Origin of the sequence: Sinomonas sp. ASV486 (assembly GCF_030908215.1) — a bacterium.
In the GTDB taxonomy this organism is placed as follows: domain Bacteria; phylum Actinomycetota; class Actinomycetes; order Actinomycetales; family Micrococcaceae; genus Sinomonas; species Sinomonas puerhi.
Genome location: NZ_JAVFJK010000002.1, coordinates 187089 through 213936, shown reverse-complemented (window position 1 = coordinate 213936; position 26848 = coordinate 187089). Strand labels below are relative to the sequence as shown.

General features: G+C 70.0%; 23 protein-coding genes and 1 tRNA gene. 11 read left to right on the top strand and 13 right to left on the bottom strand.

The window, feature by feature from the left end; translation table 11 throughout:
• The first annotated feature begins 447 nt into the window (after window positions 1–447).
• From RBS60_RS03710 to RBS60_RS03695, 4 genes are all read left to right on the top strand, one after another.
• On the top strand, window positions 448–1107 hold the full coding sequence (locus RBS60_RS03710) for a PadR family transcriptional regulator (RefSeq protein ID WP_307956175.1): 660 nt from the start codon (window positions 448–450) through the stop codon (window positions 1105–1107).
• A 139-nt stretch (window positions 1108–1246) separates the two neighbouring features.
• Entirely contained in the window at window positions 1247–3163 is a 1917-nt protein-coding gene (locus RBS60_RS03705) for an ABC transporter ATP-binding protein (protein ID WP_307956174.1), read from the top strand.
• A gap of 188 nt (window positions 3164–3351) precedes the next feature.
• Window positions 3352–4551 (top strand): 23S rRNA (adenine(2503)-C(2))-methyltransferase RlmN, encoded by a 1200-nt coding sequence (rlmN, locus tag RBS60_RS03700; RefSeq protein WP_307956173.1) that lies wholly within the window; start codon window positions 3352–3354, stop codon window positions 4549–4551.
• A gap of 130 nt (window positions 4552–4681) precedes the next feature.
• Window positions 4682–5833: an FUSC family protein gene (locus tag RBS60_RS03695; RefSeq protein ID WP_307956393.1), complete on the top strand. Its 1152-nt coding sequence runs from the start codon at window positions 4682–4684 to the stop codon at window positions 5831–5833.
• Here RBS60_RS03695 and RBS60_RS03690 read toward each other — a convergent pair.
• Window positions 5796–6299, bottom strand: a complete 504-nt coding sequence (locus tag RBS60_RS03690; protein ID WP_307956172.1) for a GNAT family N-acetyltransferase — start codon at window positions 6297–6299, stop codon at window positions 5796–5798. The genes RBS60_RS03695 and RBS60_RS03690 overlap by 38 nt on opposite strands.
• A 129-nt stretch (window positions 6300–6428) precedes the next feature.
• Here RBS60_RS03690 and RBS60_RS03685 point away from each other — a divergent pair, with 129 nt between their 5' ends.
• Window positions 6429–7445 carry an aldo/keto reductase family protein gene (locus RBS60_RS03685; protein ID WP_307956171.1) on the top strand — a complete coding sequence of 339 codons (1017 nt, stop codon included), beginning with the start codon at window positions 6429–6431 and terminating at the stop codon, window positions 7443–7445.
• Window positions 7446–7593: 148 nt separating this feature from the next.
• Here RBS60_RS03685 and RBS60_RS03680 read toward each other — a convergent pair whose 3' ends face one another.
• Complete coding sequence (locus tag RBS60_RS03680; protein ID WP_307956170.1) at window positions 7594–9114, bottom strand: FAD-dependent oxidoreductase; 1521 nt, start codon at window positions 9112–9114, stop codon at window positions 7594–7596.
• 79 nt (window positions 9115–9193) lie between these two features.
• Here RBS60_RS03680 and ribA point away from each other — a divergent pair, with 79 nt between their 5' ends.
• Window positions 9194–9841, top strand: a complete 648-nt coding sequence (gene ribA, locus RBS60_RS03675; RefSeq protein WP_307956169.1) for a GTP cyclohydrolase II — start codon at window positions 9194–9196, stop codon at window positions 9839–9841.
• A gap of 85 nt (window positions 9842–9926) precedes the next feature.
• Here ribA and RBS60_RS03670 read toward each other — a convergent pair whose 3' ends face one another.
• The 5 genes from RBS60_RS03670 to RBS60_RS03650 form a co-directional block, all read right to left on the bottom strand.
• Window positions 9927–10457: a GNAT family N-acetyltransferase gene (locus RBS60_RS03670; protein WP_307956168.1), complete on the bottom strand. Its 531-nt coding sequence runs from the start codon at window positions 10455–10457 to the stop codon at window positions 9927–9929.
• 4 nt (window positions 10458–10461) lie between these two features.
• On the bottom strand, window positions 10462–11562 hold the full coding sequence (locus RBS60_RS03665; protein WP_307956167.1) for an alanine--glyoxylate aminotransferase family protein: 1101 nt from the start codon (window positions 11560–11562) through the stop codon (window positions 10462–10464).
• 113 nt (window positions 11563–11675) lie between these two features.
• A complete protein-coding gene (locus tag RBS60_RS03660) occupies window positions 11676–13055 on the bottom strand; it encodes an APC family permease (RefSeq protein ID WP_307956166.1) in 1380 nt (459 codons plus the stop codon).
• A gap of 117 nt (window positions 13056–13172) precedes the next feature.
• Window positions 13173–14228 (bottom strand): agmatine deiminase family protein, encoded by a 1056-nt coding sequence (locus tag RBS60_RS03655; protein WP_307956165.1) that lies wholly within the window; start codon window positions 14226–14228, stop codon window positions 13173–13175.
• Window positions 14225–15346 carry a nitrilase-related carbon-nitrogen hydrolase gene (locus tag RBS60_RS03650; RefSeq protein WP_307956164.1) on the bottom strand — a complete coding sequence of 374 codons (1122 nt, stop codon included), beginning with the start codon at window positions 15344–15346 and terminating at the stop codon, window positions 14225–14227. Before RBS60_RS03650 ends, RBS60_RS03655 begins: the two co-directional genes overlap by 4 nt.
• Window positions 15347–15565: 219 nt before the next feature.
• On the opposite strand from RBS60_RS03650, the gene RBS60_RS03645 reads away from it, so the two are divergent.
• A complete protein-coding gene (locus tag RBS60_RS03645) occupies window positions 15566–16258 on the top strand; it encodes a TetR/AcrR family transcriptional regulator (RefSeq protein WP_307956163.1) in 693 nt (230 codons plus the stop codon).
• A 132-nt stretch (window positions 16259–16390) separates the two neighbouring features.
• Complete coding sequence (locus RBS60_RS03640) at window positions 16391–17800, top strand: FAD-dependent oxidoreductase (RefSeq protein WP_307956162.1); 1410 nt, start codon at window positions 16391–16393, stop codon at window positions 17798–17800.
• A gap of 214 nt (window positions 17801–18014) precedes the next feature.
• Here the strand turns inward: RBS60_RS03640 and RBS60_RS03635 are convergent, their stop codons facing one another.
• Window positions 18015–18347 (bottom strand): DUF2853 family protein, encoded by a 333-nt coding sequence (locus RBS60_RS03635; RefSeq protein ID WP_307956161.1) that lies wholly within the window; start codon window positions 18345–18347, stop codon window positions 18015–18017.
• Between the two features lie 132 nt (window positions 18348–18479).
• Window positions 18480–19181: an SAM-dependent methyltransferase gene (locus RBS60_RS03630; protein ID WP_307956160.1), complete on the bottom strand. Its 702-nt coding sequence runs from the start codon at window positions 19179–19181 to the stop codon at window positions 18480–18482.
• A 157-nt stretch (window positions 19182–19338) separates the two neighbouring features.
• On the opposite strand from RBS60_RS03630, the gene RBS60_RS03625 reads away from it, so the two are divergent.
• Window positions 19339–20985 carry an FAD-binding dehydrogenase gene (locus tag RBS60_RS03625; protein ID WP_307956392.1) on the top strand — a complete coding sequence of 549 codons (1647 nt, stop codon included), beginning with the start codon at window positions 19339–19341 and terminating at the stop codon, window positions 20983–20985.
• A 10-nt stretch (window positions 20986–20995) separates the two neighbouring features.
• Here RBS60_RS03625 and RBS60_RS03620 read toward each other — a convergent pair whose 3' ends face one another.
• Together RBS60_RS03620 and RBS60_RS03615 are read right to left on the bottom strand one after the other, a co-directional pair.
• Complete coding sequence (locus tag RBS60_RS03620) at window positions 20996–21586, bottom strand: hypothetical protein (RefSeq protein ID WP_307956159.1); 591 nt, start codon at window positions 21584–21586, stop codon at window positions 20996–20998.
• A 264-nt stretch (window positions 21587–21850) separates the two neighbouring features.
• Window positions 21851–22846, bottom strand: coding sequence for an AraC family transcriptional regulator (locus tag RBS60_RS03615; protein WP_307956158.1), 996 nt, complete (start codon window positions 22844–22846; stop codon window positions 21851–21853).
• A 104-nt stretch (window positions 22847–22950) separates the two neighbouring features.
• Between RBS60_RS03615 and RBS60_RS03610 the strand changes: the two genes are divergently transcribed.
• Window positions 22951–23931: a nitronate monooxygenase family protein gene (locus RBS60_RS03610; protein WP_307956157.1), complete on the top strand. Its 981-nt coding sequence runs from the start codon at window positions 22951–22953 to the stop codon at window positions 23929–23931.
• An 82-nt stretch (window positions 23932–24013) separates the two neighbouring features.
• On the opposite strand, the gene RBS60_RS03605 is transcribed toward RBS60_RS03610, so the two are convergent.
• Window positions 24014–24087, bottom strand: a tRNA-Met gene (locus tag RBS60_RS03605).
• A gap of 116 nt (window positions 24088–24203) precedes the next feature.
• Between RBS60_RS03605 and RBS60_RS03600 the strand changes: the two genes are divergently transcribed.
• A complete protein-coding gene (locus RBS60_RS03600) occupies window positions 24204–25271 on the top strand; it encodes a YihY/virulence factor BrkB family protein (protein WP_374049219.1) in 1068 nt (355 codons plus the stop codon).
• Between the two features lie 78 nt (window positions 25272–25349).
• Here the strand turns inward: RBS60_RS03600 and purB are convergent, their stop codons facing one another.
• The gene (gene purB / locus RBS60_RS03595; RefSeq protein WP_374049205.1) at window positions 25350–26801 is read right to left on the bottom strand and encodes an adenylosuccinate lyase; all 1452 of its coding nucleotides are present in this window, start codon (window positions 26799–26801) and stop codon (window positions 25350–25352) included.
• Window positions 26802–26848 lie beyond the last annotated feature (47 nt).

Genomic DNA, 26848 nt, shown 5'->3' with positions numbered 1-26848 from the left:
AGACCGGTGGCACGCCCGTCCGAGTATTCATGTGCTGCCCCGAGCCGCATTTCCTTGGTAGTCGCCCAGGAGACGCGGGTCGGGGCAGTAGTTGTGTCTGGAGTCGTGAAGGCGGTCCGGGGTTCACCGGGCGATGTCGGCGCTGCAAGGGGTGACCTCGGGTACACACGGGGTGACCTCGGCCCTGCAAGGGGTGACCTCGGCCCTGCACGGGGTGACGTCGGGTACACACGGGGTGACCTCGGGTACACACGGGGTGACCTCGGCCCTGCAAGGGGTGACCTCGGCCCTGCACGGGGTGACGTCGGGTACACACGGGGTGACCTCGGGTACACACGGGGTGACCTCGGCGACAAAGGGCTTGTTCTCCGACATTCAACGATATATCGTTAAGCATCGGCTCCGATCGGAGCCGTCCCACGCATCCATCGATTCAAGGAGAACATCATGCGCGGACATCCAGAGCACTGTCATCACGAGGCAATGCACCATCACGACGGTCCCCAGGGCCCCGGCCGCCGAGGCTTCGGCCCGGGCGGCCCCGGCGGCTTCACCCCAGGCGGCCCAGGCGGATTCCCGGGCTTCGGCCCCGGATTCGGCGGCCACGGCTTCGGGCCGGGTCACGGCGGCCACGGCTTCCCGCCCGGCTTCGGCCCGCGCGGCGGCCGGAGGGCGAGCCGCGGAGACGTGAGGGCCATGATCCTCTCGCTCCTGTCCGAGGAGCCGCTCACCGGCTACGGCATCATCCAGGCCGCGAACGCGAAGACCAACGGCGTCTGGCGCCCGAGCCCCGGCTCGGTCTACCCGACGTTGTCCCAGCTTGTGGATGAGGAACTCGTCGAGCAGTCGGGCGAGGGCAAGCGGACCGAGTTCACGCTCACGGACGCGGGCCGCACGTACGTCGCGGACCACGCCGACGAGCTGACCAAGGCCTGGGACGCCGCGCCCGGAAGAAGCGAGGCCACCGATGCGTTCATGGAAAGCGTCGGCAAATTCATGGGCGTGGTCCACCAGTTCCGCGCCGCAGCCACCGACGAGCAGCGCGCCCAAGCCGCCGCGAAGATCGACGAGGTCCGCAAGGCCCTCTACCTGATCCTTGCCGAGTAGTCCCGCCGCCGCGAGGACGACGGCGCGAGGCCGCGGCCGCGCCGTCGTACGCGGAAGGCGTCGGTGAAGACGGCGACGGCAGGGGCCGTGTGCGGCCACGCCCGGCCCGTGGCCGCACACTAGGAGGAGAAGGAGGCCCATGACCCACAACCCAGGCGGGCGACCCGGCGCCGTGGTGCGCGGAGGCCGCATCTCAAGCGGCGATGTGGCCCTGCAGAAGAAGCTCAACGCGGAGGCGCCGCGCATCCCGCACTTGTTCGGCCGGATCGCGGAGCTGTTCGTGCCCCACCGCCTCGCGCTCGCGCTCACGGTGGTGCTCGTGCTGGCCGGGGCTGCGCTGTCCGTGGCCCCGCCGCTCCTGACCCAGCGCATCTTCGACGAGGGGCTCTTCCCGAAGGCCGGTGGACCCGACCTGCAGCGGCTCGTGGAGCTCGTGGGCTTCATGGTCGCGGCGTACGTCGTTTCCGCCCTTCTTGGCGTGTGGCAGACATACCTCACCTCGACCGTGGGCAACTCGGTCATGGGCACCCTGCGGGTCAAGCTCTTCAGCCACCTGCAGTCCATGGAGCTGAGCTTCTTCACGCGCACCAAGACCGGCGTGATCCAGTCGCGCCTGCAGAACGATGTGGGCGGCGTCGCGAGCGTGCTGTCCAACACCGTCTCGGGGGTGGTCGGCAACATTGTCACGGTCATCGCGGCGTTCGTGGCGATGATCGCGCTCAACTGGCAGCTCACACTCATCGCCGTGGTGCTCATGCCGTTCCTCGTTGTGGCCCAGCGCCGCGTGGGGCAGGCGCGGGCCCGGATCGCCACGAAGACCCAGGAATCCCTCTCGGACATGACGGCGATCACCCAGGAGTCGCTGAGTGTCTCGGGGATCCTGCTGTCCAAGAGCTTCAACCGCCAGCCGGACGAGATCGGCCGCTATTCCGCCGAGAACAAGAACCTCGTGAAGCTGCAGATCCGGCAGGCCATGAGCGGGCAGTACTTCTTCGCGCTCGTGACGATCTTCATGTCCTCGATCCCCGCGATCGTCTACCTCGTGGCCGGGTGGCTGCTGACCGGTGCAGGGCCGCTCGGGACCGGCGCGATCACCGCCGGCACCATCGTGGCCTTCACGAACGTGCAGGCGCGCCTCCTGTTCCCGCTCATTGCGCTCATGCGCGTGGCCCTGGACCTCCAGACCTCCGGCGCCCTGTTCGCGCGGATCTTCGAGTACCTCGACCTGCGGCCCGCCATCGTGGACGCTCCCGACGCCGCTCCCCTCCCCGCGGGGGCGCCTCGCCTCGGCGAGGTGGCGTTCGACGGCGTGACGTTCCGTTACCCGGACGCGCGCGGCGGGGAGCGGGCCACCCTCAACGACGTCTCGTTCGCGATCGAGCCGGGCCAGTACGCCGCGTTCGTGGGGCCCAGCGGGGCCGGGAAGACAACCGTCTCCTACCTCATCCCGCGCTTCTACGAGGCCACGTCTGGCTCGGTCCGGTTCGCCGGCCGCGATGTGCGGGACATAGACCGCGAGTCCCTCGTAAGCCACATCGGCGTGGTGAGCCAGGAGACATACCTGTTCCACGCCACCATCGCCGAGAACCTCCGCTACGCGAAGGTGGACGCCACGCAGTCTGAGCTCGAGACCGCAGCGCGGGCGGCCAACATCCACGAGACGATCACGTCCTTCCCTGACGGCTACGAGACCGTGGTGGGGGAGCGCGGGTACCGGCTCTCGGGCGGCGAGAAGCAGCGCATCGCGATTGCGCGCGTGCTGCTCAAGGACCCCGAGGTGCTCGTGCTCGACGAGGCTACGAGCGCGCTCGACACCATCTCCGAGCGCGTGGTCCAGCAGGCCCTCGACGCCGCCTCGCACGGGCGCACCACCATTGCGATCGCGCACCGGCTCTCAACCGTGGTCGGCGCCGACGTCATCTATGTGGTGGACCACGGGCGGATCGTCGAGCATGGCACGCACTCCGAGCTGCTCGCCGTGGGTGGCGCGTACGCGCGGCTCTACGCGGAGCAGGCGGCGGCGCCGTCCCCGGCGCGCCTGAGCCGCCCCGCCTGAGCCCGCGCGCCCTGAGCCAGCGCGCCTTGAGCGGCCTGAGGTCCCCGCGATTGTCGGGTTGACGTGGGTTGCGTCCCTGAGTCGGCGGGTCTTGGCCTTCCCCGCCAAGGCGCGCGGGTTCGGTGAGAGAGCGGAATCATAGTGCCCCGATTGGCTCTGGACCAAACGGGCATGGGATGATGGAAAGGATGACTTCTAGCCCTGCCTCCCCCGATGCCCCCCGTCCTCAGGTCCTCCCCACGGCCGAGGGCTGGGAGCAGCAGCGCACCCCCGAGGGGCGCCCGCTGCTCCAGTTCGCGTCCCCCCGGGTCAAGCAGCCGCCTCAGCACCTCGCGGATCTGAGCCTGCCCGAGCGTCAGGCGAAGCTCAAGGAGCTCGGCCTGCCGGCGTTCCGCGCCAAGCAGTTGAGCACCCACTACTTCCAGCACTGGACCGCGGATCCCGAGGCCATGAGCGATCTGCCCAAGGCCGGCCGCGAGGAACTCGTCGGCGAGCTGTTCCCGCCCTTGCTGACCGAGGTCCGTCGTCTCAAGACGGACGACGGCAACACGATCAAGTTCCTCTGGCGCCTTTTCGACGGCGCGCTCGTCGAGTCCGTGCTCATGCGCTATCCGGGCCGCATTACGCTGTGCGTGTCCAGCCAGGCCGGCTGCGGCATGAACTGCCCGTTCTGCGCCACGGGCCAGGCCGGACTGACCCGCAACATGTCCACCGCGGAGATCGTGGACCAGGTCGTCGCCGCGAACCGGCTCATCGCTGCCGGGGAGCTGGGCACTGCCGAACACGAGCAGGAGCGCGTCACCAACATCGTCTTCATGGGCATGGGCGAGCCGCTCGCGAACTACAAGCGCGTCATGAACGCTGTCCACCGCTTCGTGGACCCCGTCCCGATGGGCCTGGGTATGAGCGCGCGCAACATCACGGTCTCGACCGTGGGCCTCGTGCCTGCGATCCGCAAGCTCGCGGACGAGGACATCCCGGTCACGTTCGCGCTGTCCCTCCACGCGCCGGACGATGAGCTCCGCGACGAGCTCATCCCCGTCAACAACCGCTGGAAGGTCGACGAAGCCCTCGACGCCGCCTACGAGTACTACCGGAAGACCGGCCGCCGCGTGAGCATCGAGTACGCGCTCATCAAGGACATGAACGACCATGCCTGGCGCGCCGCCCTCCTCGCGAAGAAGCTCAACCAGCGCGGACGCGGGTGGGTCCACGTGAACCCGATCCCGCTCAACCCGACCCCGGGCTCCATCTGGACCTCGTCCGAGCGGCCCGTGCAGGAGGAGTTCATCGAGACCCTCCGCGCGCACGGCATCCCCACGACCCTGCGCGACACGCGTGGCAAGGAGATCGACGGCGCCTGCGGCCAGCTCGCCGCGGCAGAGTGAGGGCCGAATGACCGCTCCCACCCCGAGCAGCCCGACGCACGACGGCGCCGCGCACGCGAGCGGGCCAGTCGCCGCTGCCGTGTCCCGCGGCCGGGGATTCCTGCACACCCTCCTCTTCAGCATCGGCCCGATGAAGAACGACCACCACGTGGGGATCCGGGCCGCCGCGGGCGTGTTCATCCCGCTCATCACGCTCGTGGTGCTCGGGCGGCTGGACCTTGCGATCTTCGCGAGCTTCGGCGCGTTCACGGGCATCTACGCCCGCAACGAGCCACACCGTGTCCGTCTCGTCGCGCAGTCCCGTGCGGGCGTGCTCATGCTCGCCGTCATCCTCGCTGCCACTATCTCGGCGCGACTGAGTCCCGGTGGGGCGATGAACCCGTGGGGGATCGTCATCGGGACCACGCTCGTCGCGTGGGGCTGCACGATCATCGTGGGGTACTGGCGGCTGCGGCCGGCCGGCTCGCTGTTCCACATCTTCGCGTTCGCCGCCATCGCCTCGATCCCGCACCAGCCGCCGCTCGGGGAGGCCATGCTCGCTGCCACCGGGACGGTGGCCCTGAGCCTGCTCATCGGGATCGCGTCCCGCATCGTGCCGAGGTACCGTAGCACGCTGACGTGGGCTGGTCTCCGGGCTGCATGGCTGGTGCGCCTCGGCGCCGCGGAGAGGCGGGCCCTGTGGCTCGAGTCGCTCGGTTACCTCGTCGCCGCCGCGCTCGCCGGGACGATTGCGACCATCGTGGGACAGGCCCTCGGCTTCGGGCACAACTACTGGGCTATGGTCGCGGCGGTCGTGCCGCTCGTGGGCCACACGACCCGCCACCGTGTGAACCGCGGCCTGCAGCGTGTGCTGGGCACCGTCGTCGGCCTCGTGGTCCTCGCCGCTATCGTGGCGATCCGGCCTGAGGCGTGGCTCATGGTCGTATTCATCGCCGCGTGCCAGTTCGGGGCCGAGATGCTCATCGCGCGGCAGTACTTCCTCGCGCAGGTCTGCGTGACGCCTCTCGCGCTCATGTCCACGCTCCTCGTGGCACACGTCAACCCCTTGGACCTCCTGCACGACCGGTTCATCGACACCGCGATCGGAGCCGTCGTGGGCGTCGGCGTGGTCCTCGCCCCGGACGCGTGGCGGCGCTGGATCCGCTGGCGCTCGCGGGAGGAGCAGCTCGAGTGGGGCCGGGCGCGGCGGCGGGCGCCCCCCGGGGGGGGCCGCCCCGCCGACGGGCGGCCGCCGTTGCGTGGCCTCAGCCGGCGACCGCGTGCACGCGGACGGGGTTCATGACCGGCTTTCCGTAGCAGAGGGACTCGTCGAGTTCCTGGTAGGGCCCGAAGTTGGGGATGCGCCGGTAGCCGGCGGACTCGTAGAACATCTTCCCGTCGGGCTGCGCGGAGCCGGCCTCGGCCAGGACGAGGGTGATCCCGGAGGTGTGGGCCTCCGCCTCGAGGGCCGTGAGGATGGAGCTCGCGATCCCCGCTCCCCGTGCGTAGGGGAGAACGTAGACACGCTTGACCTCCGCCGTCGTGGGCGCCACCCAGCGCAGGCCGCCGCAGCCCAGGGGCTGGCCGGTGGATCGCTCGTACGCGATGAGGAAGATTGCGAGGTCCGCGGCCGACGGCGCACTGCCGGGCTCGTGGGTGGTGTCGCCGTAGCGGGCGTCCAGCTCGGCCTGCTGGGCTGCGCGGAGGTCGCGCCCCACGGGGTTGGACCACGGGGCCCGACGGATCATCAGCTTGGGATGTGTCTGCATGCCGCCTCCTTGCTCTGAGGTTATGGAAAAACGGTAGTGAGCGCGTGTTTCCTTTCCGTGACCGGCACGTGATTTCTGCGCGACATCTGGCTACGCTCACTGCGCGAGCCCATCTGCGGAAGGAACACCATGGAATACCGTCGCCTCGGCACCAGCGGCATGTACGTGTCCGAGATCGCCTACGGCAACTGGGTCACGCACGGTGACCAGATCGACCAGGAGACGGCCACCGAGTGCGTCCGCACGGCCCTGGATCTGGGCATCACGACGTTCGACACCGCCGACGCCTACGCCGGCACCCGCGCCGAGACCGCCCTCGGCGAGGCCCTGACCGGCGTCCGCCGCGAGGGGCTCGAGATCTTCACGAAGGTCTACTTCCCCACGGGCGAGGGCAGGAACGACCGCGGACTGTCCCGCAAGCACATCATGGAGTCCATCAACGGCTCTCTCCGCCGCCTCCGCACGGAGTACGTGGACCTCTACCAGGCCCACCGCTACGACTACGAGACGCCGCTCGAGGAGACCATGGGCGCGTTCGCGGACATCGTGCACGCCGGCAAGGCCCACTACATTGGCGTGTCAGAGTGGACCGCCGACGAGATCCGCGCGGCCGCCGCCCTTGCCAAGGAGCTCGGGATCCAGCTCGTGTCGAACCAGCCGCAGTACAACATGCTCTGGCGGGTCATCGAGCCCGAGATCGTCCCGCTGTCCGAGGAGCTGGGGCTCGGCCAGATCGTGTGGTCGCCCATCGCGCAGGGAGTCCTGACGGGCAAGTACCTGCCGGGGGCCGAGGCGGCGCCGGCCGAGTCCCGGTTCTCGACTGCCGAGGGAACGGTCAAGGCTGACCATCGCTACCTGCAGCCGGCAGTGCTCGAGCGGGTCCAGGCGCTGCGCCCGCTCGCGCAGGAGGCGGGCCTGTCCATGGCGGCGTTCGCGGTCGCGTGGGTCCTGCAGAACAGGAACGTCTCGGCCGCGATCGTGGGCGCGTCGAAGCCGGACCAGCTGCGCGACAACGCGACGGCCTCCGGCGTGGTCCTCGACCCGGCGCTCCTCGCGCGGGTCGACGAGGCACTGGTCCACCCCGAGTCGGGCGACGTCGTCGAGCGGGACCCCTCCAAGGTCGAGTCGTTCCTCAAGCGGGTCTGAGCCGGCCCCGGGGGCCCCGGGGGGGGGGGGGGGGGGGGGGCCCCCCCCCCCCCCCCCGGGCCCCCGCCCCCCCGGGGCCCGCGGGGGGGGGGGCGCGCCCCGCCCGGCCCGCGGCGGGCCGCGTCCCCGGCCCGATCAGGGACCCGGGTCAGTCCGGCATGTCGCGATGGGCCAGGTCCTTCTCGGCCGGCCCCTGGATGACCGTACCGTCGAGGGCGAACCGCGAGCCGTGGCACGGGCAGTCCCACGTCGGCTCGGCGCCGTCGGCGCCATGGGCGAACTCGACGACGCAGCGCAGGTGGGTGCAGCGGGCCGAGAGGGCATGCACGACCCCGGCGGCGTCCGCGTAGACCGCTGTTGCCTTTCCTCCGACGTCGAACACGGCGCCCTCCCCGGGGGCGAGCCGCGGGAGGCCCCGCCACGGCGGGAGGGGAGCCTCGGCCTCCGCTCGTTCGCGTCCCTGCGCGGACGCCGGGCCGAGTTTCCGCGTGCTGTCGAAGAGGCCGGCCCAGGCGCTCGCGGCGCCGGTGACCGCGTCGGCGACGACGAGGGCGGACGCTGTGCCGTTGGTGAGACCCCATTTGCGCAGGCCTGTGATGACGTACAGGTGGCGCGAGTCGGGAGTCAGCGGGCCCGCGAACGGGAGGCCGTCCACCGGGAGGGTGTCCTGGGTGGACCAGCGGTAGGCTGGCTCGCCGCCGCCGAGGCGCTCGCGGGAGAACTCGGCGAGCCGCTCGAGGCGCGCAGCAGAGCCTCCGCCGGTGTCTCCTTCCGCCGCGGGGTGGCCCTCGCCGCCCACGAGGACATAGTCCGTCCCGTCCTCGCGGGTGGTGAGGATCGAGCGCATGGGCTCGTCGGCGCTGATGAACGTCGCGTCGGCCGGCAGTCCGTCGGCAGGGCTCGCGACGATGTACGAGCGGTGGATCGTGAGGCGGCCGCTGTACCGGCCGCCGTCGCCCATCGGGACGTTCGTCGCAACGACGATCTCCCGCGCCCGGACGGTGCCGTGGTCGGTCACGGCCACGGCCGGGGTGCCGTCGTGGACCGCGCGCACAGGCGTGCGTTCGACGACGACGCTGTCGCCGCCGTCGACTGCCCGGGCGAGCCCCTGGAGGTACTTCATCGCATGGAACTGGGCCTGGTCCTCGAAGCGGACGGCGCCCTGGGTGGCGAAGGGGAGCGGGACGTCCGTGGTGAACGAAGCCGGGAGGCCGAGCCGCGCGGCGAGCTCGGCCTCTGCGCGGACGGCCGCAAGATGCTCGCCGCCGGCCTCGGCGTAGGTGTAGTTCGAGACTCGCCGGAAGCCGCACTCGAGGCCTTCGGCCTCGACGGTCGCCGCGATGTAGGCGAGGGCGGCCTCGTTGGCCTGTCCATAGGCGCGCGCGGCCTCCATGCCGTGATCCGCGGCCAGCTGGGTGTAGGCGAGGCGGTGGAGCGAGGTGACCTTGCCCGTGGTGCTCCCTGTGACGCCGGTGCCGATCCGGGACCCCTCGAGAACCGCGACGGTGAGGCCGCGGCGCTTGAGCTCGTAGGCTGCCGTGAGCCCGGCGATGCCGCCGCCGATCACTGCGACATCGACCTCGAGGTCTTCCTCGAGGCGGGAATACTGGGTGCCCTCCGCGGTTGCAACCCACAGGGACATGGCCTTGGATTGCGCAGATTCGGTCACGACTGCCTCCTGATGGCCGTTCTGTGTAAAATCGAATTAGTCTATTTTAGAACGTCGGATCGTCGGAGAGAAGGGCGCCATGCCAGCAAGACCAGAGGTGCGCACGCGCGTGCGGGTTCCCCTTCGCTTCGGCGACGGGTTCGCCACCACGGCGGACGTCTTCACGTTCCGACACCTCGCCGACCACCGGGAGCACCTCCTGCTCGGGCTCGGCGACTGGGAGGGCGCGCTGGCCCGGGCGGCCGACGGCGGTGAGCCGCCCCTTGTGCGTCCGCATAGCGAGTGCCTCACGGGGGACGTGCTGGGTTCCCAGCGCTGCGACTGCGGGCCCCAGCTGCGCGAGGCCGCCGAGCGCATCTCCGGGGCGGGCGGGTTCTTGCTCTACCTGCGCCAGGAGGGCCGGGGGATCGGGCTGTACGCCAAACTCGACGCCTATGCGCTCCAGGACCAGGGTCTCGACACCTACGCCGCGAACCGCGCTCTAGGTCGCGGCGAGGACGAGCGGGACTACCGTGCCGCCGCACAGATGCTCCGGGTCGTGGGCGCCACGCGGATCCGGCTCCTGAGCAACAACCCGGACAAGGCCGCCCAGCTCGAGTCGCTCGGGATCGAGGTTGCCGAGCGCGTCCCCACGGGCGTGCACCTCTCGGCGGCGAACGCCTTCTACCTCGCGACCAAGCGCGATCACACCCTCCACACCCTGGACCTGGACCAGGCCTCGGCCTGAGGGCGGCCGCCACAGCCTCCCGCCCCCAGCAGGGTTGCGTGGTCACGTCTCAGGGTTGCGGAGTCACGTCTGACGGGTTGCGGGGTCACGTCTCGAGTGCGCGGCCCCTCTGCCGCGCCGAATCCGGTCGGCGGGCGGCGAGCACGAGCCCGCGACCGCCGTCGAACGTCACGCCATGGAACTGTGGCCCCGCGGCGATCGGGAAGAACCCGAACCCCGCGTGCAGTGCGATCGACGCCGCATTGCGCGCGTTGGCGATGTAGTAGGCCACGTCCGCGAGCTCCCAGATCCACGCAAGGCGCGCGGCCGTGAGGGCCCGCCCCGCGCCGCGGCGTCGGGCGTCCGGATGCACCACGACGCCGCCGAGGTAGTGCCCGGCGGGCGCGTCGCCGTCGGCGAGCGGATAGCGGTGGGTCTTGGCGGCGCCTACCAGGACGCCGGCAGCGAGGGCGACGACGGCGCAGCGGTCCGACGCCGGCGCGACGGCCGTGGGATCCCACTCGGGCCGCCCGGCCGCGCGCGAGACGGCGTTGATCGCCGCGAGGTCCCGGGGTGCGGCCGGCCGAACGAGCCAGCCCACGGCGTCCCTCGTGCTCGTGAGGCGAGTGCCCGGCACCGGGCTACCGCGTCGCTGCGAGCGCCTCGCCCAGCGCCCCGAGCACAAGCGTCACCGACGCCGGCGATGCGTTGGGGCCCATGAGCCCGATCCGCCATACGGTCTCCGCGTACTTCCCGACGCCCGCGCCGATCTCCAGCGTGTACCGATCGAGCAGATGGGCGCGGACGCGGGCGGAGGAGACGCCCTCGGGCACGCGAACCGTGGTGAGGGACGGCAGGCGGTGGCCCTCGGCGGCGAAGAGCTCGAGGCCCATCGCCTCGAGCCCGGCCCGCAGCGCAGCCCCGGCGGCTTCGTGCCGCGCCCATACCTTCTCGAGCCCCTCGGCGAGGATCCGGTCGAGCCCGGCTTCGAGGCCGGCGACCATCGTCACGGGCGCGGTGTGGTGGTACGTGCGGGTGTGCCCCTCGGCGGCGCCGACGTACCCGCCGAGCAGCCCGATATCGAAGTACCAGGACCGCGGGTCCTGAACACGCCGCTCGAACGCCCGCTCCGAGACGGTGAAGGGCGAGAGCCCGGGCGGTACGCCGAGGCACTTCTGTGTGCCCGCGTAGCCGATGTCGATGCCCCAGTCGTCGGCACGCAGCTCGAGCCCGCCGATCGAGGTCACGGCGTCGACGAGCAGCAGCGCGTCGCCCTTGCCCGCACCGAGCGCCGCGATGTCGGAGCGAACCCCGGTTGACGTCTCGGCGTGCACGGCCGCGATGACCTTGGGACTCGGGTGGGCTGCGAGGACTCGCTCGACGTCGACCGGCTGCCCGTACTCGTGGTCCACGCGCACCACGTTGGCCCCGCACCTGCGCGCGACCTCCGCCATCCGCTCGCCGAACAGCCCGTTGACCGCGACGACGACCGGATCGCCGGGCTCCACGAAGTTCACGAAGGCGGCCTCCATGCCGCCTGACCCTGTCGCCGAGAGGGGCCATGTGCGCGCGTTCGCCGTCCCCCACACGTGCCGGAGGCCCGCCGAGACGCGGTCCAACCGGTCGATGAACGCGCGGTCGAGGTGCCCGATCACGGGGTACGAGAGAGCGGACATCACCTCGGGGTACGCATTGCCCGGCCCGGGCCCGAAGAGGTAGCGGAACGGCAGCGTTTCAGTCATGGGGCCCACCCTACCGAGCACCGGTGACGGACGACGGCGCCGGGCCGGGTCACCCGACCCGGCCCGCCGCCGTCGTGCATCACTTCGTTTCGACGTCGCCCAGCAGGCGTGAATCAGACGCGGGGGCCCACTGCTTCCTCGATCCCGGCCACGTCCTCCTCGGTTATCTCCACCGACACCCTGCGGCGGAATCCGCGGGTGATCACCACGAGGGACGCGATGCCCACCGCGAGCCAGACGACTCCGTACATGAGCGCATCCATCTGGAGGTTGGCCCAGAGCACACCGGTGAGCACGGTCCCGATGAGCGGGAGCACGATGTTCAGGAAGACCTCGCGCGGCGTCCGGATCTGCTTCCGGCGCAGCGCGAACAGGATGATCACCGTGAGGTTCACGAACGTGAACGCGATGAGGGCCCCGAAGTTGATCATCGACGAGACGAACTCGAGCGTGAACGGGATCGCGAGGAGCGAGACGGCGCCGACGAACAGCACGGCGTAGGCCGGCGTGCGGTACTTCGGGTGCACGAACGAAAAGAAGCGCGAGACCGGCCCACGGCCGTTGCGGCCCATGACGTAGAGCATGCGGGACACCGACGCGTGGGACGCGAGGCTCGACGCGACCGTGGCGGCAAACGCCGCGGACGTGAACAGGATCTTGAACAGGTCACCGCCCACCTTGAGCGCCATCTCGGGAAGGGTGTCGTCGGTGTTGTCGAAGCCGTCCAGGGTCGGGAAGACGGACTGGCCGAACCATGCCGCGACGAAGAAGATCGCTCCGCCGATGAGGAGCGCGAGCACGATCGCCTTCGGCACCGTGTTCGCGTCCTTGGCCTCCTCGGTGTACATCGTGATGGCGTCGAAGCCGATGAAGGAGAAGCAGACCACGGTGGCGCCGGAGATGACCGCGCCCGCATCCACGCCGTCGTGGAAGAGCGGCACCGAGCTGAACGGGGTGCCCGTGCCTTGGCCGTTGGCCAGGGCGTTCCACGCGAGGGCGATGAACACGCCGATCAGGACCACCTCGAACACGACGAGGATTCCGTTGATCTTCGACGTCGAGTTCATGCTCCACAGGTTCATGATCGTGATGACGACGACGTAGCCCACCACCCAGATCCATGACGGCACGTCCGGGAAGAACGACTCCATGTAGATCCGGACGATCACGGCGTTGACGAGCGGCAGCAGGAGGTAGTCGAGCAGCGACGCCCAGCCGACGAGGAAGCCCACGTTCGGGTGGATCGTCTCGGACGTGTACGTGTAGGCGGAGCCGGCCGAGGGGAAGACCCTCGTCATGCGGCCGTAGCTGACGGCGGTGAAGACCATGGCCACGAGGGCTACGAGGTAGGCGAGCGGGACCGCTCCGTTGGTCTCGCCGGAGACGATGCCGAACGTGTCGAAGACCGTGGTCGGGGTCATGTACCCCATGCCGAGCGCAACGATCGCCCAGAGGCCGAGCGACCGCTTCAGTGCGGTGGTGTTCTGAGACATCTTGAGGCCATTTTCCTTTGTGCAATCCGCCGCGGGCAACGGGGCGGATGGGCGATGGGTCCGGCATTCCGGATCCCTGGGGAGGGTCCCCTCGGGTGCGAGTGGGTGAGGGATGGGTCAGGCCCGCGGTCGGGCGGTGGGCTGCTGCTGGGTGACGCAGTGGATCCCGCCCCCGCGGGAGAAGAGGACGCGGGCGTCGACGGCGGTCACGTGCCTCCCGCGGTAGGCGTCGGCGAGGATGCGCAGCGCCTTCTCGTCGTGCGGGTCGTTGAACGAGCAGGCCACGAGGCCGCCGTTGAGCGCGACGTGGTTGAGGTAGCTCCAGTCGACCCAGTCCTCGCCGTCGTGCAGCTGGGCCGGTGCGGGGACCTCGATGATGTCCCACGGCGTGCCGTCCGCCGTCCGGGAGGCGCGTAGGGTCTCGAGGATCTGGCCCGAGACCTCGTGATCCGGGTGCTCGGGGTTGTACTGGACGTGGACGAGCAGCGTCCCGGGGCTCGGGATGGCCGCGACGAGGTCCACATGGCCGCGTGTCCCGAACCGCTCCGAGTCCCGCGTGAGGCCGCGGGGGAGCCAGACGGCGTGGCGCGCGCCGATGGTGCGCTCGAGCTCGGCCTCGACCTCGGCCTTGGTGGTCCCGGGGTTGCGGCCCGGGTCCAGCTGGACCGTCTCGGTCAGCAGTACGGTGCCGAGGCCATCGACCTGGAAGCCGCCGCCCTCGTTGACGAGGCTGCTGGGCACGTGGGCGGCGCCGGCCTCGTTCGTGACGGTGCCGGCGATCTGGGCATCGTGCTCCCAGCTGGCCCATTCCTGGGCGCCCCAGCCGTTGAAGATCCAGTCGACGGCGCCGAGCCGGGCGGTTCCGTCGGCCCCCGCGCCCGCTGACTCGTCGAGGACGAAGCTCGGGCCTATGTCGCGCATCCATGCGTCGTCGAGGGGCGCCTCGAGCAGGTCGACGCGCGGATCGAGGTACGCCTGCGCGATGCCGCGGTCCTCCGGGCGGACCACCATCGTGACCGGCTCGAACCTGCGCGCCGCGCGGGCCACAGCGGCCCATGCGGCGCGGGCCTCATGTGCGTCCTGATCCGTCCCGCCGAGCGTGTAGCCGCCGGACGGCCACGCCATCCACAGCCGCTCGTGCGGATCCGTCTCCGCGGGCATGCGCCAGCTCATGCGCTCGCCCCTTCCAACTCCTGCGCGGCGTGTGCCGCCCGTGCCACCCCGACGATGGGCGGGACGTGCGACGACGGTGCGTTGCCGGCGTCGTGCGTCTCACCGCGAGTCCAGTCCGAGGGCGAGGCGGGCTCGGGCGAGCCCAACGGATGGGCCGGGTCAACACGGGCGTTGAGCGCGGCGTAGGTGTCCGGGCGGCGCGTGGCGAGGAACGGGAAGAGCGTGAGCCAGTCGCGGCGCTGCTCAAGGTCGAGGTCGGCGACGAGGACGGCCGAGCCCTCGCGGGGTGCGCGGGCGAGGATGCGGCCGTACGGGTCGGAGATGAAGGACGATCCGTAGAACGTCACGAGGCCCTCGGAGCCCCAGCGGTTCGGGACGACCATGAACGTGCCGTTGGCGATCCCGTTTCCGACGATCACCTGGCGCCACAGCGGTTCGGTGTCGAAGTCGGGGTGGCCCGGTTCGGAGCCGATGGCCGTGGGGTAGGCGAGGATTTCGGCGCCGGCAAGGGAGTACACGCGGGCGAGCTCCGGGAACCATTCGTCCCAGCACGTCGGCAGGCCGAGGCGGGCACCCCCGAGTTCTGCGGGCGCGTGGACGGGGTAGGGGTTCCCGGTTTCGGGTCCGGGGCGGAAGAACTTGTCCTCGTAGTAGCCCTCGGTCACGGGGATGTGGAGCTTGTCCGTCGCCGCGAGGAGCTCGCCCGTCGGGGCCACGAGGATCGCGGTGTTGTAGCCGAGCGGGTCTCCCGGGGTCCCGCGGCGGTAGAGGCTTGCGTGGACGCAGACGCCGTGGGCGGCCGCGGCGCGGCGGGCGAAGGCGAGCGTGGGGCCCGACTCGAGGTCCTCGGCGATCGCGCTCGGGGTGTCCTCGGGAAGGGTGTCCGCGGGGTAGCGGGAGAGGGTGAGCTCCGGGAGGAAGACGACGCGTGCGCCGTGGGCGGCCGCACGGCGGATGCCGTCCTCGAGCCCGGCCTCGGTGGCCTTCGGTTCCTCGTGCCAGCGGTGCTGGACGAGCGCGACCCGCAGCGGGTCTCGGCGGGGGTTCGCGGGGTCCGTGGAGCCTGCGTCTGTGCGTGCCCACGACACCGGGGGCTGCAGGGCAAGGATCTCGTGCATGGGGAAGTCCTTCGCGGGAAGTGGTGGGGGACGGGCTAGGGCTGTCTGGTGACGGGCTGGGGGTGCCTGTAAATGAACGACGTTCGTTTATGAGAGCACGTGATCTGCGCCACGGTCAACCCCCACCCCGCGATGAGGGGTCACTTCCCCGGTGGGGGGTCACCTCCCAACGACGCGAAGTCGCGTCCCTGTATCGGGGGGGTCACTAGACTCCGAACCATGGATGCCCCCGATCCCGACGCGCAGCAGCCGGCTGCCCCACGGCGCCGCGGCCGCCCCCCGCGGCCCGTGCTCTCGCGCGGCAAGATCACCGAGGCGGCGCTCGCCGTCGTCGCCCGGGCTGGCTATGAGGGCTTCACCATGGCGGCACTCGCGCGCGAACTCAAGACCGCGCCGTCCGCGCTCTACAACCACGTGGAGTCGAAGGACGAGGTCCTCAACTGGGTGCAGGATGACGTGTGCGAGACGATCGACACCTCCGGATTCGGCGTGGACCCCTGGGACCTCGCGATCACCAGATGGGCCCACTCCTATCGCGAGGCCTTCGCGCCGCACCTGCCCCTCATCCCCATCATCGCGGTGTTCCCCGTGGCCGGCGCGCCGCACACCCTGGCCATGTACGAGCGGGTGGCCGAGGGGCTCAGGGGCGGCGGATGGCCGCTGGACATGGTGGTGGACGTGGTGGTGGCCGTCGAGTCGTTCGTGCTCGGGTCTGCAATGGATGTCTCCGCGCCAGAGGGGATCTTCGACGTCGGTGAGCGACGCGAGCTGGCTCCCACGTTTGCCGACGCCGTCGCAGCCCGCCCCGGGCGGGGCGCGGCCGCGGCCGATGCGGCCTTCGGCGTGGGGCTCAACGCCCTGGTTGCCGGTCTGCGGGGAACGCTCGCGTCCGTGCGCGCCATCCGCGCCTGACCCCTCATCGGGGAAGTGACCCCTCAACGGGGAAGTGACCCCTCAACTCGAGGCGGGAGGGTTGTCCTAAGGCTATTAATGAACTAGATTCATTTTGAGACCTCCCCCACATCCCTCCCGAAGGAAGAGATCATGTCCCAACCCCAGATCCCCGCCGAGCAGACCCGCGATGCCGATGTCGTCGTCGTCGGAGCCGGTCCCGCTGGCCTCATGGCCGCCCGCACACTCGCGAAGGAGGGCCAGCGCGTCGTGGTTCTCGAGGCCCGCGACCGCGTAGGCGGCCGTACGTGGAGCGACACGATCGACGGCGCATTCCTCGAGATCGGCGGCCAGTGGATCAGCCCGGACCAGACCGAGCTCCTCGGCCTCGTCGCCGAGCTCGGCAAGGCCACCTTCAAGCGCTACCGCGAGGGCGACAGCGTCTACGTGGCCCCCGACGGCACTCGCACGGTCTACTCGGGCGCCGACTTCCCGGTCTCCCCGGGGACGCTCGCCGAGGTGGAACGGATCACCGGGATCCTCGACGACCTCGCAGCCGAGATCGGCGCAGAGGAGCCATGGGCGCACCCGAAGGCCCGCGAGCTCGACACTGTTAGCTTCCAGCACTGGCTCCGCGCCCAGTCCGCGGACGAGGAAGCCTGCAACCTGATCGGCCTCTTCATCGCCGGGGGCATGCTCACCAAGCCCGCGCACGCGTTCTCGGCACTGCAGGCCGTGCTCATGGCAGCCTCGGCCGGCTCGTTCAGCAACCTCCAGGACGAGGACTTCATCCTCGACCAGCGTGTAGTGGGCGGGATGCAGTCCGTGAGCGAGGCCATGGCCGCTGAGCTCGGTGACTCCGTGGTCCTCGGCGCGCCCGTGCGCACTCTGGAATGGGGCGAGCACGGCGTTGTCGCGACGGCCGACGGCGGCACCTCCGGGCGCGTCACCGTCACCGCGCGCCGGGCTATCCTCGCCGTCCCGCCCACGCTTTACAGCCGCATCTCGTACGTCCCGGCGCTCCCGCGTCGCCAGCACCAGCTGCACCAGCACCTCTCGATGGGCCTCGTCATCAAGGTCCATGCGGTGTACGAGCGCCCGTTCTGGCGCGAGTCAGGGCTCTCGGGCACGTGCTTCGGCGCCGGTGAGCTCGTCCAGGAGGTCTACGACAACACGAATCACGGCGACTCCCGCGGCACCCTCGTGGCCTTCGTCTCGGACGAGAAGGCCGACGCGATGTTCCGCCTCACCGCCGAGGAGCGCAAGGCAGCGATCTTGACGTCCATCGCACGCTACCTCGGCGATGACGCGCTCGTCCCCGAGGTCTACTACGAGTCCGACTGGGGCTCCGAGGAATGGACCCGCGGCGCGTACGCGGCGAGCTTCGACCTCGGCGGACTGTCCCGCTACGGTGCCGACCAGCGCACGCCCGTTGGTTCGATCCACTGGGCCTGCTCCGACCTCGCGGCCGAGGGCTTCCAGCACGTCGACGGCGCGCTGCGCATGGGCCGCCGCGCAGCCGAGGAGGTCCTTGGGGCCCTCGCGCCGGCGGCCACGAAGTAGTCGCCTACGCGAAGTAGCCCTCTACCGGGCGCGGCCCTCTACGTCTGGGAGTCACACCCTGAAGGTCACCTCCTGAAGGTCAATGTGCTGACAAAGACCAACAGGAGGTGACCCTCAGACGGACGGCGGGGCGCCCCTAAACGGAGGGCGGAGCGGCGCGCCCAGACGGCGGCAAGGGCCCCAGACGGGCGGGGCCGCCGCGGAAGGGAACGCGCTACTTGGCCTTCTTGCGGAAGAGGTCCAGCTGGTCGAAGTGCTCGGCGAGCAGGTAGTACACGGTGGGGCGCTGGCGGCGGTTGATGCCCTTGAACTTCTCGCCGACAGCCTTGATCGCGGCGTCCAGTGTCGCGTCGTCCTCGGTGCGGCCGAGCTTCTTCTTGAGGAAACTGTCGCGGACCCGGTCTGTCTCGGTCTTGTCGCCGAATGAGACGAGGGACGCGTCGGCGCTCTGCAGCGCGATGCCGCAATGGCGGATGATGCCGGCAACGACCTCGTCGTCCGCGTTCGGTGCCAGCTTCTTGACCTGCTCTGCCCAATCGACAGCCATGAATAGCTCCTCTTGTGACGGATCCGAGCCCAGCCGGGCCCTTGTCGGACACCCTACTCAGGCGTAGGCGCGGATCCTAGGCGTGACGCAGAGCACAATTGATATATCCCTCCCAGCGCCAGCCTTAAGGCCTCACGCGGCCCGCACCGCTCCCGAGATGCGCCACGCCCATCCGTTCCACTCGTAGGCGGGCTCGAGGCCTCGGCTGCGCACCACATCGATCATTGCGGCCGGATCGTGCATGTAGCCCCGGAAACTGCGGCCGCCCACCCGCATCATCAGGTTGCCTGCGCCCACGAACGCACGTGAGGCGAGGTTTCGGGGCGGGTAGCTGAACACGATCGCACGCCGAGCATGACCCGCCGCGGCGCCGAGCAGCGCGGCGTAGTCCGGATAGCAGCAGACCACGCGGTGGAGGACGACGACGTCAGCCGGCTCAACGGCGTCGGGCGTCCCTGCGAGGTCCACGCCCAGACGGCGCGAGACACGGCCAGCCATCCCGGCGCGCCGGATGAGGCGTGCGGCGTCGGCCTCGTAGGAGTCCGACAGCTCGAGATTCTCAGACCGGGCGGCTCCGCGTGCGAGGAGCTCGAGCTGGATCTCGCCTGCGCCGCCGCCGATCTCGAGCACGCTCGCCCCCTCGAGCCCGGCACCCTCGAGGAAGTCCACGATCCTCTGCTCGACGGGGCGCAGGCCCTTCTTCTCGTACCGTCGCGTGATGCTCCGGGAGAAGCTCGCGTTGAAGATGGAGCGGTACCGCTCTGGATCGATGACGTCCCGAGCCGGGTTGTGCCGATCGGGGTTTTCGGGCGCGGGCCCGCAGCAGCCGGACATGCTGCCAGTATGCGGCACCGTTGACGCGCGCGGCATCGCCCGGGAGGGTGGGCCCATGGATGAGTCCCAGCTGGATCAGCCCCAGACGGATCGGACGGCGCCGGATCCAACGGCGCTGGATCGGACGGCGCCGGACCAGGCCGCGCCCGATCAAACGGTGCACGCGGACGTCTGCGTGGTGGGCGCGGGGCTCGCCGGGCTCGTCGCCGCGGTCGAGGCGGCGGACGCCGGGCGTGACGTCGTGGTCCTCGACCAGGAGCCACCGCAGTCCCTCGGCGGGCAGGCACACTGGTCCCTCGGGGGCCTCTTCCTCGTCGACACCCCCGAGCAGCGGCGCCTCGGTGTGCACGACTCGCTCGCCCTCGCGCGGCAGGACTGGTTCGGCTCCGCCCAGTTCGACCGCCCCGAGGACTTCTGGCCGCGCCAATGGGCAGAGGCCTACCTCGATTTCGCGGCGGGCGAGAAGCGGGCGTGGCTGCACGGGATGGGTGTGCGGTTCTTCCCCGTGGTCGGCTGGGCCGAGCGCGGCGACGGACGCGCCGACGGCCACGGCAATTCCGTGCCCCGCTTCCACGTCACGTGGGGCACCGGGCCCGGCGTCCTCGCGCCGTTCCTCCGCCGCGCCCGCGCGCATGCCGACGCCGCCCGGATCCGCTTCCTGTTCCGGCACCGGGTCGACGAGGTGGTGACGCACGACGGCGCGGTGACAGGCGTGCGCGGAGCCCGCCTCGCGCCGTCGGACGTCGTGCGGGGGAAGGCCAGCAGTCGCGAAACGGTGGGGGAGTTCGCGGTAGAAGCGGGCGCCGTCGTGATCGCGTCCGGAGGCGTGGGCGGCAATCTGGATCTGGTCCGCTCGCTGTGGCCCGAACGGCTCGGGACCCCACCGAGGACCATGGTGGCGGGCGTTCCCGCCCACGTGGACGGCCGGATGCTCGGGATCGCGGAGGCCGCCGGCGCGCGCGTGATCAACGGCGACCGCATGTGGCACTACACCGAGGGGATCCGCAACTGGGATCCAGTGTGGGAGAACCACGGGATTCGAATCCTGCCGGGGCCGTCCTCGGTGTGGCTCGACGCGGCCGGGCGCCGGCTGCCAGCGCCGCTGTTCCCGGGGTTCGACACGCTCGGGACCCTCAGGCACCTCCGTGGAACCGGGTACGACTACTCGTGGTTCGTGCTCACGCAGTCGATCATCGAGAAGGAGTTCATGCTCTCTGGGTCGGAGCAGAACCCGGACCTGACAGGGAAGGACGTGCGACTCCTGGCTTCGCGGGTGCTGCCTGGTGCGCCGGGGAGCGTCGAGGCGTTCAAGCGGCACGGGGCCGACTTCGTCGTGGCATCCACGCTGGGGGAGCTCGTGACGGGGATGAACCGGGTGGGCGAGCCAGGGCTCCTGTCCGAGGCCGCCGTGCGCAGGGTGCTCGAGGCGCGTGATGCGGAGATCGAGAATGCGTTCGGCAAGGACGCCCAGGTCACGTTCCTTCGTTCGCACCGGAAGTATGTTGGCGACAGGCTCATCCGGGTGGCGGCGCCGCACCGAATCCTCGACCCGAAGCACGCCCCGCTCATTGCCGTCCGACTCAACATCCTCACGCGCAAGACGCTCGGAGGCCTCGAGACGGACCTGTCCGGCCGGTGCCTCTCGTCGTCCGGCGTCGCGGTCCCGGGATTGTACGCAGCCGGCGAGGTCGCGGGGTTCGGGGGCGGCGGCATGATGGGCTACAACGCGCTGGAGGGCACGTTCCTGGGCGGGTGCCTGTTCTCGGGGCGGGTGGCCGGGCGCGCCGCGGCTGCACTTGCCTAGGCTCGTTGGGTCACGAGCGCGGGGCGAGCACCACCGTCACGTTCCGGTCGCCTTCGGGGAACCTGATGGTGAGGGCGAAGCTCCGCGCCCCATCCGGAAGGACGAACCGGACCATACCCGTCTTGCTGGAATCGCCGGGGACGACGTCGTCGAGGAACGAGGTCGGCGCATAGGTCTCCGATCCGAGCTGCGCGCGGAACGTCTGATCCCAGAAGTTCAGGTCATAGCGCCCGTAATTGAAGCACCGCACCGTGAACTCGATGGCCACCATGCCATCCGTGTCGGCCCGAGTGAGGGCATTCTGGACCGTGTATTCGGCGTCCCCCACCCGCACAGGGTCGTGCGACACGGCCACGTCCAGCGGCGCTGGTCCGGCTGACCGCTCCCCGACCGGTGGAGTGCTCGCCGCCGTCCGTCCGGGTGCCAGCGACGCCGAGCTCGATGGCCTCGCTGGGGCCGTCGCCGGTGCAGAACCCGTGTTGAGCTGCATGATGCCGAAGAACACCCCCGCCACAGCGGTGATGAGCGCGGCAACGCCTGTGAGGATCCCCGGAAGGGTGGTCCACCACGAGGCGGGCCGATGGTCAGTCGAGTCGGACATCGTGATCACCCGGCGCCTGCTTCAGTGGAGCAGTTGAATGATAGATCCGGCGAGACTGCGCGTACAGGGCCATATCGTCAGAGAGCGCGTGCCGGTGTTGCCGCGGTTGAACGCGAGAGCGCGCCGCCAGTCATTGGGGGGATCGGCTGGCGACGCGCTCTCTCCGGGCTTGGGGGGTACCCGGCAGTAATAAGCCTAAGGGGCCAACAGGCCCTGAACGCGGCATTTTTACGTTTTCATAACGGTGTCGCGCCAAGAGAAGAGTCAGGTCCGCCGGGCGCGGACCTGACTCGGCGGCGCGTCCCACCAGCGCCGAGCCGCCCTCGTGAAGGAGGGCTGGTCGGTGAAGCCGACCATGGCGGCGATCTGCCCGAGGCTCACGGACGTGCTCATGAGGAGGCGGAGCGCGGTCTCCCGCCGGGCGTCGTCGACGACGCCGCCGAAGGTGACGCCGGCCGCGGCAAGTTGGCGCTGCAGGGTCCGGGGATGCATGAACATCAGCCGAGCGACCCCTGCCAGCTCGACCTTGCCGGTCCCCAGGCTCTCGCGGACGGCGGTCTGGACTCGTGGCACCACGTCGTGGCCCTGCCCTGAGCTCTGCTCGTCGAGGAAGGCCACCGCGAGCTGGCGAAGCGTCTCGTTGACCCCGACCAGAGCCCGCCCGGGGAGGTCGGCAGGAAGCCTCAGGACTGCGGCGCTCTCGACGCCGCCCACGCGCACGGGTGCCCCGAAGAACGCCTCCACCGTCTCGAGCGGCGCCGCGGGCACGTACGGGAGCTCCACGCCCAGGAGGCCGTACCGGCCCCGGTTGAGGAAGGTGATGGTGCGGTGGATGAAGCCCAGGCCGAGGTCGATCGCCTGCACGGGGCCGCCGGCACCGGCCGGGCCGTAGAAGATGGCCGTCCCGTCGGGGTTCTCCCGCAGGCTCAGCGTCAGGACGCGGCTGTGGACCGAGAGGTACCGCGCAAGGGAATCCAGCGCCCCACCGATGCTCGGCGAGTTGGTCATGGCAATCGCAAGGGGCCCCAGCACCGAGACCGACTGCAGCTTCGCCATCCGCAGCCCCAGGTCGGGGCACTCGAGTTCGTCGGCGGCGAGTTCGAGCATCGCGGCCGTCCTCGTCGCGGGAATGAGCATGTCGTCCAGGTCCAGGCAGCGCGGGGGAAGGCCCGATCGTGCTGCGAGGGAATCCGCGTCTCCGCCGAACGCCGTGGCGATGGTCCGGAACCCACGCAGGCTGGCAGACCGAAGGTAGCTCACGTGATCCATTGTCACCCAGGGTTAACGCGATGTCGTCCAAAGCTAAGAACCTGCTTCCCGTGAGGGTGAGAATGGAAGCAGACCTCTGACCTCAAGGAGTTGTGATGCCCCTGCCACCGATCCTCAGTGGCCCGCTGACGCTGCCAGTCCTGGCGTCGCCGATGTTCATCGTGTCGAACCCGGCGCTCGTGATCGCCCAGTCGAAGGCCGGCGTCGTCGGCTCCTTCCCGGCCCTCAACGCCCGCCCGGAGTCGGCATTGCGCGACTGGCTCGCGGAGATCACCGAGACCCTCGCCGCGCACACGGAGGCCAACCCCGACCGGCCAGCTGCGCCATTCGCGGTCAACCAGATCGTCCACCGGTCCAACGACAGGCTCGAGAGGGACCTCCAGGCGTGCGTCGACTTCAAGGTGCCGATCGTCATCACCTCGCTGGGCGCGCGCCCGGAGCTCAATGAGGCCGTCCACTCCTACGGCGGCATCGTGCTGCACGATGTGATCAACAACCGGTTTGCCCACAAGGCAGTGGAGAAGGGCGCAGACGGGCTGATTGCCGTCGCGGCCGGCGCCGGCGGCCACGCAGGCACCATCTCGCCGTTCGCGCTGCTGAACGAGATCCGCGAATGGTTCGGCGGCCCGCTGCTGCTCTCGGGGGCACTCGCCCACGGCCGTTCGATCCTCGCGGCACAAGTGGCGGGCGCCGACATGGCGTATGTGGGGACCGCATTCCTCGCCACGCACGAGGCCAACGCCGTGCCCGGGTACAAGCAGATGCTCGTCGACAGCACCGCCGATGACATCGTGTACTCGAACCTCTTCACGGGCGTGCACGGCAACTACCTGCGCGGGAGCATCGCCGCCGCGGGGTACGACCCGGACAACCTCCCCGTCTCCAACCCGTCCGCGATGGACTTCGGCTCCGCCAGTGCCAAGGCCTGGCGTGACATCTGGGGTTCGGGCCAGGGCATCGGCGCCATCAAGTCCGTCGAGTCGGCGGCCGACGTCGTCGCCCGCCTGCGCTCGGAGTACGACGCCGCACTCGCCACGCCGATCTGGACGGGTACCCGCGCCGCGACGCTCGTCTAGCCGGTGTGTGGGGCCGCGCGTTCGACTCCACACGCAGAAAGGCCCCTGATCCGGTCTTCCCGGATCAGGGGCCTTCTTTTCGTTGCGGGGACAGGATTTGAACCTGCGACCTCTGGGTTATGAGCCCAGCGAGCTACCGAACTGCTCCACCCCGCGGCGCTTGATCTACTTTACACGAGCAGTGCCGCGGCGCGAAATCCGGAGGGAGTACGCCCGATTGCTCTGTGCGCGCACTGGGTAAATAAGCGCGCATGACCGACGCGAACGCAGCCATGACCGACCAGAATGCGGTACAGACTGAGCGCAAGTCGTCGACGGCCCCGGCGCCAGACGACGCACGCAAGCCTGACCGCATGCGCGAGGTGACGAAACCGTCGTGGAAGTACATCGCGCTGAAGACCTTCCGCGAGTTCACCAAGGATGCCTGCCCCGACCTGGCAGCCTCGTTGACCTACTACGCGGTGCTCTCGCTGTTCCCGGCGCTCCTGGCCCTGGTCTCGGTTCTGGGAGTCTTCGGCCAGGCGGAGAGGACAGTGTCGGGGATGCTGGACATCGTCAATTCGATCGCTCCGGGCTCGGCTGCCGAGACCGTCCGCGGTCCGGTCGAGGAGCTGGTGCGGAGCCCAGCCGCGGGCCTCACGCTGATAGTCGGCATCCTCGGCGCTGTATGGTCGGCCTCAGGCTATGTGCGGGCCTTCGGGCGTGCCATGAACCGCGTCTATGAGGTCAGCGAGGGGAGGGGATTCCTTCGACTCCGCGGGACGATGCTCGCCGTAACGATCGCGTCGGTGATCCTGATCGCGGCGGTGTCCGCGATGCTCGTCCTCAGCGGCCCCGTGGCGGAGGCCGTGGGGAACGTGATCGGGCTAGGGGGGTTCGCGGTCGCGATCTGGAGCATCGCGAAGTGGCCGGTGCTGCTCATCCTCGTGATGATCCTCATCGCCTCGCTGTACTACTTCACCCCCAACGTCAAGCAGCCGAAGTTCCGGTGGGTCACAGTGGGCTCGGTCATCGCGCTGCTCGTCCTGGCCCTAACCACGGCGGCCTTCGGGTTCTACGTGGCCAACTTCGGGCACTACAACAAGACGTACGGTGCGCTGGGCGGCGTGATCATCCTGCTCCTGTGGCTCTGGCTCGTGAACATGTCCCTGCTCTTTGGGGCGGAGTTCGACGCCGAGACCGAGCGCGGACGCGAGCTCCAGGCCGGTATCGGGGCCGAGCAGTCGATCCAGCTCCCGCCCAAGGACACGGTCCTGACAGAGAAGAGGAAGAAGGTCGCCGAGGATGACATCCGCCGCGCCCGGGAGCTTCGTCAGGGTCGCGGGCGTCCGCAGGAGTAGGCGGACCGGTCCGGACACGGCGGCGCCGTCACCGTCGGGGTGCCAGCGCGCCGTCGTGCGCGGTACGGGATGCGGTCGTCAGCCGAGGTGGTCCACGAGCTTGCCCGCGATGCCGTTGTACGTGCCCGGGGTGAGGGCCAGAAGGCGTGCCTCGGCGTCAGCGGAGAGGCCGAGGCCCGAGACGAACTCCTTCATGCGCGCGGCGTCGACGCGGTGGCCACGGGTGAGGTCCTTGAGCCTCTCGTACGGGTTGTCCATGCCCGGGACGCCCGCGATGGCCTCGGCGCGCATGACCATCTGGATCGCCTCGGCGAGCACTTCCCAGTTCGAGTCGAGGTCCGCGGCGAGGACACCCTCGGCGACGTCGAGCCGGTCGAGCCCCTTGGCCACGTTGGAGATCGCGAGGAGGGAGTGGCCGAACGCGACGCCGATGTTGCGCTGCGAGGACGAGTCGGTGAGGTCGCGCTGCCAGCGTGACGTCACGAGGGTTGCGCCGAGCGTATCGAGGAGCGACGACGAGATCTCGAGGTTGGCCTCGGCGTTCTCGAAGCGGATCGGGTTGACCTTGTGCGGCATCGTCGAGGACCCCGTCGCGCCAGCCACCGGGATCTGCGCGAAGTAGCCGATGGAGATGTAGCTCCAGATGTCGGTGCACACGTTGTGCAGGATCCGGTTGAAGCGCGACACGTCCGCGTACAGCTCGGCCTGCCAGTCGTGGCTCTCGATCTGCGTGGTCAGGGGGTTCCACGTGAGTCCGAGACCCTCGACGAAGGACTCCGAGACCTGCTGCCAGTCCGCCCGGGGCACGGACGCGACGTGCGCCGCGAAGTCGCCTGTCGCGCCGTTGATCTTCCCGAGGTACTCGGTGCGCCCGATCCGCGTGAGCTGCCGGCCGAGGCGGTGCGCCATGACCGCGAGCTCTTTGCCCAGGCTCGTGGGGGTCGCGGGCTGGCCGTGCGTGCGCGAGAGCATCGGCACGTCGCGATTGGTGCGGGCCATCTCGGCGATCTGGTCCACGAGCGCGCGGGCGGCGGGGAGCCACACGTCCTCGACGGCGCCCTTGATACCCAGCGCGTACGAGAGGTTGTTGATGTCCTCGGAGGTGCAGCCGAAGTGCACCATGGGGGTCAGGTCCTTGATGCCGAGGCCCTCGAGGCGCCGTCCGATGTAGTACTCGACGGCCTTGACGTCGTGCACTGTGACGGCCTCGATCTCCGCGAGCTCGCCGACCGAGGCGGCGTCGAACTCCGTGACGATCTTCCGCAGGCCCTCCTCCTGCTCGGCGGTGAGCGGACCCGCGCCGGGGAGGACCGAGTTGCGGGTCAGATGGATGAGCCACTCGACTTCCACCGCCACGCGGTCGCGGTTGAGCGCGGCCTCGGACAGGTAGTCGACAAGCGGCGCGACGGCCGGCCGATAGCGCCCGTCGAGCGGACCGAGGGCGATGTTCTGCGCGGCTGCCGGCCCGGCAGCCTCACCGGCGGCAAGGGAAAGACGTCCGGACGGGATGCGCGAGGATGAATCAGCCATGACCTCCATTCTTCCATGGCACTCCCGTGCCCTGCGGCTCAGCGGGG

What these genes read in the sequence shown, in the direction of transcription:
- RBS60_RS03705 (WP_307956174.1), top strand. Translation starts at nt 1,247, where the DNA reads ATGACCCACAACCCAGGCGGGCGACCCGGCGCCGTGGTGCGCGGAGGC.
- RBS60_RS03610 (WP_307956157.1), top strand. Translation starts at nt 22,951, where the DNA reads ATGCCCCTGCCACCGATCCTCAGTGGCCCGCTGACGCTGCCAGTCCTG.
- purB (WP_374049205.1), bottom strand. Translation starts at nt 26,801, where the DNA reads ATGGCTGATTCATCCTCGCGCATCCCGTCCGGACGTCTTTCCCTTGCC.
- ribA (WP_307956169.1), top strand. Translation starts at nt 9,194, where the DNA reads ATGCCAGCAAGACCAGAGGTGCGCACGCGCGTGCGGGTTCCCCTTCGC.
- RBS60_RS03645 (WP_307956163.1), top strand. Translation starts at nt 15,566, where the DNA reads ATGGATGCCCCCGATCCCGACGCGCAGCAGCCGGCTGCCCCACGGCGC.
- RBS60_RS03630 (WP_307956160.1), bottom strand. Translation starts at nt 19,181, where the DNA reads ATGTCCGGCTGCTGCGGGCCCGCGCCCGAAAACCCCGATCGGCACAAC.
- RBS60_RS03690 (WP_307956172.1), bottom strand. Translation starts at nt 6,299, where the DNA reads ATGCAGACACATCCCAAGCTGATGATCCGTCGGGCCCCGTGGTCCAAC.
- RBS60_RS03635 (WP_307956161.1), bottom strand. Translation starts at nt 18,347, where the DNA reads ATGGCTGTCGATTGGGCAGAGCAGGTCAAGAAGCTGGCACCGAACGCG.
- RBS60_RS03660 (WP_307956166.1), bottom strand. Translation starts at nt 13,055, where the DNA reads ATGTCTCAGAACACCACCGCACTGAAGCGGTCGCTCGGCCTCTGGGCG.
- RBS60_RS03600 (WP_374049219.1), top strand. Translation starts at nt 24,204, where the DNA reads ATGACCGACCAGAATGCGGTACAGACTGAGCGCAAGTCGTCGACGGCC.
- RBS60_RS03685 (WP_307956171.1), top strand. Translation starts at nt 6,429, where the DNA reads ATGGAATACCGTCGCCTCGGCACCAGCGGCATGTACGTGTCCGAGATC.
- RBS60_RS03695 (WP_307956393.1), top strand. Translation starts at nt 4,682, where the DNA reads ATGAAGAACGACCACCACGTGGGGATCCGGGCCGCCGCGGGCGTGTTC.
- RBS60_RS03710 (WP_307956175.1), top strand. Translation starts at nt 448, where the DNA reads ATGCGCGGACATCCAGAGCACTGTCATCACGAGGCAATGCACCATCAC.
- RBS60_RS03620 (WP_307956159.1), bottom strand. Translation starts at nt 21,586, where the DNA reads ATGTCCGACTCGACTGACCATCGGCCCGCCTCGTGGTGGACCACCCTT.
- RBS60_RS03665 (WP_307956167.1), bottom strand. Translation starts at nt 11,562, where the DNA reads ATGACTGAAACGCTGCCGTTCCGCTACCTCTTCGGGCCCGGGCCGGGC.
- RBS60_RS03640 (WP_307956162.1), top strand. Translation starts at nt 16,391, where the DNA reads ATGTCCCAACCCCAGATCCCCGCCGAGCAGACCCGCGATGCCGATGTC.
- rlmN (WP_307956173.1), top strand. Translation starts at nt 3,352, where the DNA reads ATGACTTCTAGCCCTGCCTCCCCCGATGCCCCCCGTCCTCAGGTCCTC.
- RBS60_RS03650 (WP_307956164.1), bottom strand. Translation starts at nt 15,346, where the DNA reads ATGCACGAGATCCTTGCCCTGCAGCCCCCGGTGTCGTGGGCACGCACA.
- RBS60_RS03655 (WP_307956165.1), bottom strand. Translation starts at nt 14,228, where the DNA reads ATGAGCTGGCGCATGCCCGCGGAGACGGATCCGCACGAGCGGCTGTGG.